Source organism: Chamaesiphon polymorphus CCALA 037 (assembly GCF_003003845.1).
Taxonomy (GTDB): Bacteria; Cyanobacteriota; Cyanobacteriia; order Cyanobacteriales; family Chamaesiphonaceae; genus Chamaesiphon; species Chamaesiphon polymorphus.
This window is the reverse complement of record NZ_PVWO01000189.1, coordinates 1-10,147: the sequence shown is the minus strand read 5'-3', so window position 1 is coordinate 10,147 and position 10,147 is coordinate 1. Positions and strand designations below refer to the sequence as shown.

At 46.9% G+C, this 10,147-nt stretch carries 10 protein-coding genes; 8 read left to right on the top strand and 2 right to left on the bottom strand.

The window, feature by feature from the left end; translation table 11 throughout:
- Positions 1-132 precede the first annotated feature (132 nt).
- From C7B77_RS15180 to C7B77_RS15150, 8 genes are all read left to right on the top strand, one after another.
- A complete protein-coding gene (locus C7B77_RS15180) occupies positions 133-414 on the top strand; it encodes a PqqD family protein (protein WP_106306334.1) in 282 nt (93 codons plus the stop codon).
- Entirely contained in the window at positions 386-877 is a 492-nt protein-coding gene (locus C7B77_RS15175; RefSeq protein ID WP_106306331.1) for a lasso peptide biosynthesis B2 protein, read from the top strand. The genes C7B77_RS15180 and C7B77_RS15175 overlap by 29 nt, the downstream gene beginning before the upstream one ends.
- Positions 874-2,736: an asparagine synthetase B family protein gene (locus C7B77_RS15170; protein ID WP_106306328.1), complete on the top strand. Its 1,863-nt coding sequence runs from the start codon at positions 874-876 to the stop codon at positions 2,734-2,736. The genes C7B77_RS15175 and C7B77_RS15170 overlap by 4 nt, the downstream gene beginning before the upstream one ends.
- Before the next feature lie 69 nt (positions 2,737-2,805).
- Positions 2,806-2,937, top strand: a complete 132-nt coding sequence (locus tag C7B77_RS31445; protein ID WP_281261362.1) for a hypothetical protein — start codon at positions 2,806-2,808, stop codon at positions 2,935-2,937.
- Positions 2,938-2,952: 15 nt separating this feature from the next.
- Entirely contained in the window at positions 2,953-3,978 is a 1,026-nt protein-coding gene (locus tag C7B77_RS15165; protein ID WP_106306325.1) for a phosphoenolpyruvate carboxykinase (ATP), read from the top strand.
- A 78-nt stretch (positions 3,979-4,056) separates the two neighbouring features.
- Entirely contained in the window at positions 4,057-5,301 is a 1,245-nt protein-coding gene (locus tag C7B77_RS15160) for a 50S ribosomal protein L11 methyltransferase (RefSeq protein WP_106306322.1), read from the top strand.
- Between the two features lie 41 nt (positions 5,302-5,342).
- Complete coding sequence (locus C7B77_RS15155) at positions 5,343-7,136, top strand: ABC transporter ATP-binding protein (RefSeq protein WP_219892162.1); 1,794 nt, start codon at positions 5,343-5,345, stop codon at positions 7,134-7,136.
- A gap of 2 nt (positions 7,137-7,138) precedes the next feature.
- A complete protein-coding gene (locus tag C7B77_RS15150; protein ID WP_106306316.1) occupies positions 7,139-8,377 on the top strand; it encodes a nucleotidyltransferase domain-containing protein in 1,239 nt (412 codons plus the stop codon).
- Positions 8,378-8,537: 160 nt separating this feature from the next.
- On the opposite strand, the gene C7B77_RS15145 is transcribed toward C7B77_RS15150, so the two are convergent.
- Both C7B77_RS15145 and C7B77_RS15140 read right to left on the bottom strand, forming a co-directional pair.
- On the bottom strand, positions 8,538-9,527 hold the full coding sequence (locus C7B77_RS15145; protein WP_146138341.1) for a hypothetical protein: 990 nt from the start codon (positions 9,525-9,527) through the stop codon (positions 8,538-8,540).
- 338 nt (positions 9,528-9,865) lie between these two features.
- The coding region (locus tag C7B77_RS15140) for a nicotinamide-nucleotide amidohydrolase family protein (RefSeq protein WP_146138340.1) at positions 9,866-10,147 on the bottom strand (282 nt) is incomplete at its 5' end.

The following is a 10,147-nucleotide window of genomic DNA, read 5'->3' as shown; positions in this document are numbered from 1 at the left end:
ACTAAACATACACCATAAATTAATAGTTGGCATCGGTCGATCGATGGTATATTCTAGAGAAATCAGACGTACAAGCTGTTATACATTTTTGTACGATCGATACTTACCCCCTTTTCCTAGTACTGTGGATTGATGCTAATACTTACACAGAAGGTTGCTGTCAAAAAAGATATCTTGGTTCAAGATATGGGCGGCGAACTCGTCCTACTGAACTTAGCCAGCGAAGAATACTTCGGACTCGACGATATCGGGAATGTCATGTGGTCTTGCCTAAAAGAGTCTGACTCATTACAAAGTGCATACGATCGATTGCTGGAGCGATTCGATGTCAGTCCAGAAGTATTAAAACAAGATTTTTTAAATTTGGTCGCCCAATTTGTCGAGCATGACTTGGTTGAAGTTACCAATCCGTAAATGTCAGACGTTATTGGAGCTATCGGAGTGCGAACGATCGTTACTGCTACAAGCTTTGGGCTTATTGCCGCTAGTCGCGATCTCGGTACGGCTTAAAGGGCTGCAATTTACCCAAGGATTCTTGTTGCGATTGCCGCTTGCCAATCGCTACGCTCCGTCAACGGTGGCAAACGCAGAACTAGAGCGGCAAGTATGGACGACAGTCCGAATGGTGCGGGTTGCGGTCGGCTATAACTCCCGATGGACGAATTGTTTAAAACAATCTCTAGTATTGTGGATTTTGCTGCGATCGCAGGGCATTATAAGTGTGCTACGTATCGGCGTACGCACAGAGACAGATAAATTTTCCGCTCATGCGTGGGTGGAGTATCAAGGCATCGTGTTAAACGATACCGACGACGTACATCAGCGGTTTCAGGCTTTCGATCGATCGTTCGAGCAACCTATTCAGGAAAAACTGTGAGCGGAATCTTGGCACTGATTCATATCGATGGGGCACCTGTAGATCCGGGCTTATTGAGCCGGATGAACCAGGCGATGACTTCGCGCGGGCCAGATGCTCAAACGGTGTGGTCGCGGGGATTTGTCGGCTTCGGGCATACGTTATTACGGACGACGTGGGAAGCCGCAGCAGAGTCGCAACCGTATACGATCGACGATCGAGTCTGGATTGTCGCTGATGCGCGGATAGACGATCGTCAAGCTACGATCGAGAAATTAGAATTGACTCATAGCGATCGCGTTTTGACTGATGTCGAACTGATTTTGCAGGCGTATTTACGTTGGGACAAGGATTGTGTAGACCATTTGTTGGGCGATTTTGCCTTTGTAATTTGGGACGAACGGCACCAGCGGTTATTTTGTGCCAGAGACCATTTTGGCGTGAAGCCGTTTTATTACAGCCAGGTGGGTAATTGCCTGATAATTAGCAATACGATCGATTGTCTACGCCAACATCCGCAGGTATCGAGTAAATTGAACGATCGCACGATCGGGGATTTACTATTATTCGATCTCAATTACGATCTGACAACGACAGTATTTAGCGACATTCAAAGATTGCCGCCAGCGCATATATTTACCTGGTCGCAGCAGCGGGGAGTCCAGACGCGACGCTATTGGACGCTGCCAGTGCCAGAGTTAATTAGATATAAAAATACTCAAGATTATCTCGATCGCTTTCAGGAATTGATGGCACAAGCGGTAGGAGATCGCTTACGTACGGATAAAGTTGCCAGCTTTTTTAGTGGCGGACTCGATTCGACGACAATTGCTGCGACTGCATTGGCGGTGGCTAAAGCAAGATCGCAGCCGCTGGATCTTAAGGCTTTTACAACTGTATACGACCGACTGATGCCCGATCGCGAACGCGATTATGCGGGAGTCGCAGCAGCCAGTTTGGGAATCTCGATCGAATATCAAGTCGCTGATGACGACAAACTATATCAAGATTGGCATAAATGTGAATTTTTAATGCCACCAGGCAACGATCCATTTCAGACTTCATGGCGGGAGCGGACAAAGGAGATCGCTGCTCATAGCCGAGTTGCCTTATGCGGTCATGGGGGTGATGAAGCACTCGCCGCGCCATCGGTAGTAGAAATGCTGCAAACCATGCCATTCATCGATGTTGGCTGGGATGTGAGCCGCTCCTGGTTGGGGTTGGGAGTCCAGCCGCATTGGGGTTCGGGTTTGCTGGGTTGGTGGCGACGGTGGGGTAAACCAGAGCTAGAAACACCGCAATGTCCGACTTGGTTGAATCCAGATTTTGCCCGATCGATCGATCTGGAGCAGCGATGGGGAGAAATTCATTGTCAACCAAAACAACAGCTAGATTTTCCACGAGCGGGTGCTTACAACAAGAGTACTTCGGTTTTGTGGACAGCTCATTTAGAAGCCAACGATCCCGGCTGTTCGGGAGTACCGCTCGAAATTCGACTGCCATTTATCGATTTGCGACTGCTGAATTATTTACTAGCATTACCACCCGTACCGTGGTGCGTCAATAAAACATTACTTAGAATGGCTGGGCGTGACAGTTTGCCAGCCGAAATTAGACTGCGCCCCAAAACACCGCTCGTCGCCGATCCATTATCTGCCATGGGATTAGATAGTCTCGATCTCTCGCACATCGCCAAAATCTTGCCCGCGATCGAGGGCTATGTTAGTATCGATCGTCTCGTTAACACTAGTGACACGATTGCTGGATGGGAATATTGGAACTATCTAATGCCCATCAGTTTTGCTTACTGGTTCGATCGCTATCTTCATCAACTTTATAATCCCCCATTACTGGCTACTGGAGGGCATGACACGTCTTAGTCACCCGACTTAAGGTTAACCTCTGTCAGCTCGACGATCCACTTATCCAATTACCCCGAATCCCAGATTATGAATAAGCAAAGTTACCACAAGCCCGAATTTAGACTGTATGGAAGCATTAGCGTGATGACCCAAGATATGGGAACTAAGGCAACAGCATCCCCAGATGGTGGTACCAAAGGCTTAACTAAAACATCTTAGAGATTTCATTAGTTAATGAAATATTATCGAGTTTATGGTCTAAATTTGATCGCTAATATCGCTCTGCCGGGGCCTATTGCCATCGAGGCTCCGGCGAGCGGTCTTCCTGTTGTTAATGCCGTACTTGGTCAATTACCCAGTTGGTTGAAAGTAGCACCACCAGATGCGGGAATGCCACCAAATTGGTATCCAGCCGCTCGGGATCTGGATAAATCTCTCGCAAAAACTGTCTCGCCCCTGCGGGTGTGGCAAATTGCCGATCCTACAGATCGACAGGAAGAATATTTCTACTGTCGATACGATGATGAAACAACTTTTGTCGTCGATCGATTGGGGACTCAGATTTGGGCAACCTGGCCAGACGATCTGACGCTAGAAGATACCGCTACTTATCTGTTAGGCCCGATCTTGGGTTTTATCCTCAGATTGCGGGGTACAGTGTGCCTTCATGCTAGCGCGATCGCGATTGCCGATCGGGTTGTCGTGTTGGTAGGTGCAGCCGGAGCGGGTAAATCGACTACCGCTGCGGCATTTGCCCAGCGAGGTTATCCGATCCTATCCGATGATGTCGTGCCCCTGATCGATTGTGGGGAGACATTTTTGGTGCAATCTGCCTATCCCCGCATTCGCCTGTGGGATAATTCGGTCACCGCACTGTATGGCGATGTCAATGCCTTGCCACGTTTGGTGCCTACTCACCCAACCTGGGATAAGCGATATGTAGATTTGAACGCTCCTGGGTATGAGTTTCAATCGGAACCATTACCCTTGGCGGCTATCTATTATCTCAACGAACGCGGCAGCGATCCAGCTTTGCCGCAGATCGAGCCGATGACTATTCCGGATCGATTGATTACCCTCGTGACCAACACCTATACCAATTATTTATTGGATAAATCGCTGCGTTCGCAAGAATTTAAGATCCTTAGCCATCTCGTCAGTCAGATCCCGATGTCGGCAATTACACCGGATCTAAATATCGCCAAGTTACCTGAGTTGTTAGATCTAATTTTGGCAGATATGGCATTACCATTGCCATAGTCTTTTAGCATGAGAATTTGAGGTATAGTCTCGTGTTTTCCTAAACTGTCTCTCCCAACTCCAATCGGGATTTACCGGATGAAAGGATTGACAGGATTAGTCTTTCGGCTCACTCCCAACTCCCAACTCCCAACTCCCAACTCCCACCAAGATGTTATGAATGATTCTATTCAAGGCTATACCATTTCTGGCTACGGTCGGATGATTGTCGATCCACAGCGCACCGAACCCTACGTCAGAGCCTTGAAAGCTGCAATTAAGCCAGGTGCCGTGGTGTTAGATATCGGTACTGGTACTGGCTTTTTTGCCGTGTTGGCATGTAATTTTGGAGCTAGCAAAGTTTATGCGATCGAGCCTGATGATGCGATCGTTATCGCCAAGCAAGTCGCGATCGACAATCACTGTGCCGATAAAATTGAGTTTATCCAAGGTCTATCCAGTCAAATTGATTTACCAGAACGCGTAGATGTAATTATTTGCGATCTGCGGGGGGTGATGCCGCTGTATCAACATCATCTGTCGGAAATTGCCGATGCCAGACAACGGCACCTCAAACCTGGCGGCGTTCAAATTCCCCTGCAAGACTCGATCTGGGGCACTTTAATTAGTAATGCCGATTACTACACTCAAGAATATAGCTCATTCTGGGAAGATGCTTATGGCTGCAATCTGAGTGCCAATCGGCAATTTTTGGTTAATACCTGGCAAAAGCATCGACTCGAACCAGAGCAATATCTCGCTAGCCCACAGCTTTGGCAGACTCTCGACTATACACAGCCGCGAGATTCAAACAACGTCGCAGCAACGCTGAATTGGACGATCGAGCAACCGGGAATCGTGCATGGACTCGGCATCTGGTTCGATACTGTTTTAGCAGAGGGAATTGGTTTTTCTAATGCACCAGATCGACCAGAATGTATTTATGGCAATGCTTTTGTTCCCCTGACTGAGCCAGTCGATCTGGCAGTTGGCGATCGGGTGACAGTCACCATCAAAGCCAATTTAGTCGGCGATGACTACATCTGGTCTTGGTACACTCAAGTAGAAACTGGGACAGATCCGCACTCACTCAAAGCCGATTTTCAGCAATCGACGTTTTTGAGCGTACCCAGATCGCCTAAATCTTTACAACAACGATCGGATAGCTACGTCCCGATCGTCAATGAATCCGCTAAAATCGATGCGGTCACGCTCAATTTGATGACAGCAGGTAAGTCCTTGGGCGAAATTGCGCACCAGTTGCACCAACAATTTCCCGATCGATTTGCAACAGTTGCCAAAGCTCAGAGTTATGCTGCCGATCTGGCTCGCCAGTACCGTTGAGAGTCGAACATCGATCTAAGCTTCTTATCGACTAAATTATCTTGAAATCTCTAGTTGTTAATCTTCAGCGCGCGCTGCATTTAGTGTGGCATAGTTCGCCCCGTTGGACTGTTGTGAGTTTGGGATTGCTGTTATTTCAGGGATTTTTACCGCTGGGACAGCTATATCTGATGAAACAGCTCATCGACACCCTAACTTTAGGCGTCAAGAGTGGATTCGATGCTAGCACCTGGCAAACAGCACTGATCTGGATTGGGGGTGTTGGAGTCCTGACACTGGCGAGCGATACCTGTAATGCGCTCAATAACCTGACTCAAACCATCCAGACTCAAGCGATTAGCGATCGAGTTCATAGTTTGCTGCATCATAAATCGATCGAGGTAGACTTACAATTTTACGAAAATACCGACTATTACAACACCTTGCACCGCGCCCAAGAGCAGGCTCCCTATCGCCCGCAGATGGTTTTATATAGTCTGTTGCAAGTCGGACAGAGTAGTCTTTCTCTGCTGGGCATTCTCGTGCTGCTGACGGGCTTACATTGGCTGGTGCCGCTAGTGCTACTGCTAGCAATACTGCCCGGAGTGGCGATCCGGTTTAAATATACGGGTAAAGCCTACCTGCGGATTAGCTCGTGGACGGAGAGTGAGCGTCAAGCTGACTATTTGCATACTCTAGTTACCACTGAGCCATACGCTAAGGAAATTCGCTTATTTGCGTTGGGATCTTTGTTTCATCAGTGGTTTCAAGGTCTCAGAACTAAGATTCGGCAGGAAAAAGTTCACCTGGCGACTCAGCAATCGGCGATCGATCTGATTACAAATGGGAGTGCGACGCTGGCAGTCTGCATTGCGAGTGGAATCACGGCTTATCAAATGATTCAGGGTGCAGTTACGCTTGGTGGATTTGTAATGTATTATCAGGCTTTCCAACGCGGTCAGGGGTTTTTACGAGACCTATTGAGCAATTCGATCGGTTTGTATGAAAATAGCCTGTTTCTGCAAGATTTTTATCAATTTCTCGACATCCAACCGCTCATTGTCGCACCAGTAGCTCCCAAACCTTTACCCGCAGTTTGGCAGCAGGGGATTTGTTTGGAGAATGTCAGCTTTAACTACGCTCACAGTCAGCGATCGGTACTCAAAAATATCAACCTCAAGATTAATGCAGGGGAAGTTATCGCGATCGTCGGTGCGAATGGGGCGGGTAAAACTACGCTAATTAAGCTGCTCTGCCGTCTGTACGACCCTACAGAGGGGACGATCTCGATCGATGGCGTGGATCTGCGTCACTACGCTCCTACCGACATCCAGCGGCAGATTAGCGTGCTGTTTCAGGATTATATTCAGTACCAACTGACCGTCCAGGAGAATATTTGGTTGGGAAATATTGAAGCACCGCCTAGTACTGAGGCAATTTGGGACGCAGCACGCGCGGCAGGTGCCGATCCGACGATCGAGCGATTGCCACAGGGACTCGATACGCGGTTGGGTAATTGGTTCGAGCAGGGGGAAGAATTAAGTATCGGTCAATGGCAAAAAATTGCTTTGGCGCGAGCATTTATGCGCGACGCGCAATTGGTAATTTTGGACGAACCGACGAGCGCGCTCGACCCGCAAGCGGAGGCTGAGGTATTCGATAGGTTTCGCCAACTCGTGCGCGGTCGCACGGCAATTGTCATCAGCCATCGCCTCTCGACGATTAAAATGGTCGATCGGATTTTGGTATTATCAAACGGTGAGTTGGTCGAGTGCGGCTCGCACGATCGATTGATGGAACAAAACGGCTTGTATGCTCGATTGTTTAATACCCAAGCACAGCACTACCAAGTTTAAATATGACATTAGCCGCTACCCCGATTTTGACACTAACCGATCTAGACTCTCCGCAGCGTCTGGAGGTCGAACTATTACTATGTTGCAGTCACACTCATCCAAGTCCAGAGCAAGTTAGTCGCATTCAAGAATTAGTAGAACGACCTTTAGATTGGAATTATATTTACGATCGAGCGAATCATCATCATATCCTCCCGCTACTCGATCGACAGTTACAAAACTCTAAACCCGACGCGATTCCTATAGAAATTTTAGAACGGATTCGCACCAATTTTAATGAAAATTTTCAGCGCAATCTCTGCCTGACAGCAGAGTTAATCAAACTAAGCCAGTTGTTTGAGACTCAACAGGTGCCAATGTTGACGTTTAAAGGGCCAGTATTGGCACAAATTGCTTATGGAAATTTGGCACTAAGGCAATTTGTAGATATCGATATTTTAGTCGCAGAAGCTGATGTAATTGGGGCGAGTAAATTACTGATCGATCGCGGCTACGAACCACAGTTCAAATTAACCGATCGCCAATTGGCAATCTCGGCCACATTGCAAAACGAGCAATGGTTTTGGCACGAAGGGAAACAAATCTGTGTCGATCTCCATTGGTCGATTTTACCCAAGCATTATTCATTTACGCCAGATCCCCAAACGCTTTGGAATAAGATCGATCGAGTCCAATTTGGAGATCGAGAGATCGAGACGCTAACTCCAGAACATCTATTATTATTTTTATGCGCGCACGGTGCCAAACATAATTGGTGGCGATTGTATTGGATCTGCGATATTGCCGAACTATTACGCACTCATCCCGATTTAGATTGGGAATATATCGATCGGGTATCGGGTCGCTTTGGGACTCGTCGAATGTTACTTTTAGGGCTGTATTTAGCTAACAAATTACTCGATGTGCCGTTACCAGAAGCACAGTTAACCCAATTAGCATCCGATCCCCAGTTACCGCTATTATTTACCGAAATTCAGGATCGATTATTTCCCGTACCAAATACAGATGGAAAGGCGATCGCGGCAGACGATTCGGGTTGGACTTGGCGAGATTATGGGATTTATCGATCGACGATAACATCACTTGGCGATCGAGTTTGGTATTGGGTAGATGCTATTTCCACACCAACTCCTTTAGAGTGGCAGATCGTGACACTCTCGCCACCATTATTTCCGCTTTATTACTTAATTCGGATCGTTCGACTGAGCTTAAAATATATCTTCCGGATTGGGGACGTCTAGATAGTTAATAGTTGATAGTTGATAGTTGATAACTATCGCTTCCCGTCATTTATAGCGTCTGCCGACTCAGTAGCACAGAGGATTGCGATCGCGAACGAGTAGGTTCGCTCCTCCCCAATTAGGGAGGCTTTACACCTATTTTCTGGGTGAAGATCGCATCTCAATTAATTGAGGTTGTTTTTCTTCCCTTATAGATTTCGCGCGGATCGATGCCACTATCTTGAAGATATTTATAGACTATTTGCAATCTCTGTTCGGCGATTGTTGCTCTACTTTCCGAGCGATCGATTTTCTCTTCTAGCTCGCTAGTCAATTTAATTTGAGTTTGCAGTTTGTCCTCCAATTGTTTAATCATCGACCAGGCATGGTCTGGTTCGATCGTTGATGTTTTAGAATGAATTTTCTTAACTAATTCATTAGATACATGACGATCTAATTCGGTAACAACTGTTAGCGATTCGGCTGATGTTGGCATTGGCGTTGGCTGGTGGCTCCCTGTATTGCCAACACTTTCTTGCATTGCCTGAGCCAGCCATAAGACCTTATCATCGCGCTTAAGAGTGAGTTGACCCGCGATCGTTTTGATCGTAAAAGTACCTGCATTTACATTAATATTTTGCACGGGGTACCAGCTACTCTTAAAACTGACCAAAATATTCATGTTAAACCGCTGTTTATTTTGAAATCTTTCGGTCGGCCACCATTTTTTCCACAAAATTGATGGATCGGTGTACCAAATTCGATAACCAGCAGGCGTTACATAATGTCTATATTCGATAAAACCCGGACGGCTGGCATCGCCAAACATCACAAAGTCTCGCTCGATCGACATCCGATCGATTAATTCTAAAAATGGCGAACTATGCTTGACAATTAGGGTACGTGGTTTGCTTTGTAAGTACATAATCGCGATCGGATCGCCATTACGAGTTAAGAGTTGAGATACTCCCCCAGTAACCTCTAAGCGCAGATTCGGACTCGCTAACAGTTGATTGCTACCTTGGATGAATTTCTCAATTAGTTGACTGTCATCTAAGTCAAAAATATTAGATGCGATCGATCTCTCGCTAATCATAATTGTCAAATAGTGGGTGGAGGATAAGAGTGAGGGAATTTGGGAGTAGTTAATATAAAGTTTAGAATTAGCCATCTCGGATCGGTGCGGCAGATTCACCATTGAGAGGATGGTAGGGTATCGATCCGATCGAGATTGTTAATATTTATTCAGTGATATGTTACGTAGCAGATTGTGTTTTGACCCAATCGTAACTCATCGATCGAGCAATTCGTATCCGACAAAAGTCGGAGATTCTCTCTCGGGGAGAGATACTCAAAGATCTAGCAACAGATCCAATATTCTGGGTGAAGTGGGGAAAGGGAAAAACATACTTGCGATCTACCCTTTGCCCCTGAGGCTTGTACCTTATGCCTCTAAAATCGCTAATAGCAAATATCCGTAATTGCAAACTTTGAATCCTACTTCCCCATTTATAACTGCTGTCTGAGCAGATTCAATGCTTGAGCGGCGGACATCCGGCGAATCAACTCTCGTTCTCGCCGCGAGCCTAACTGATATTTAATTCCCTCAACATTCCCATCTGGACTGGCAATCCCGATATACACCAACCCGACTGGCTTCGTCTCTGTGCCGCCACCAGGGCCAGCAACGCCTGTAATACTCACGCCCCAATCAGTCCCCAACTTTGCCTTAACCCCCGCTGCCATCTGGCGCGCGACGATCTCGCTCACTGCACCTTCAGCAGCCAAATC

Coding starts and splice junctions, on each gene's coding strand:
- C7B77_RS15180 (WP_106306334.1), top strand. CDS start 133: ATGCTAATACTTACACAGAAGGTTGCTGTCAAAAAAGATATCTTGGTT.
- C7B77_RS15175 (WP_106306331.1), top strand. CDS start 386: ATGACTTGGTTGAAGTTACCAATCCGTAAATGTCAGACGTTATTGGAG.
- C7B77_RS31445 (WP_281261362.1), top strand. CDS start 2,806: ATGAATAAGCAAAGTTACCACAAGCCCGAATTTAGACTGTATGGAAGC.
- C7B77_RS15165 (WP_106306325.1), top strand. CDS start 2,953: ATGAAATATTATCGAGTTTATGGTCTAAATTTGATCGCTAATATCGCT.
- C7B77_RS15160 (WP_106306322.1), top strand. CDS start 4,057: ATGAAAGGATTGACAGGATTAGTCTTTCGGCTCACTCCCAACTCCCAA.
- C7B77_RS15150 (WP_106306316.1), top strand. CDS start 7,139: ATGACATTAGCCGCTACCCCGATTTTGACACTAACCGATCTAGACTCT.
- C7B77_RS15145 (WP_146138341.1), bottom strand. CDS start 9,527: ATGGCTAATTCTAAACTTTATATTAACTACTCCCAAATTCCCTCACTC.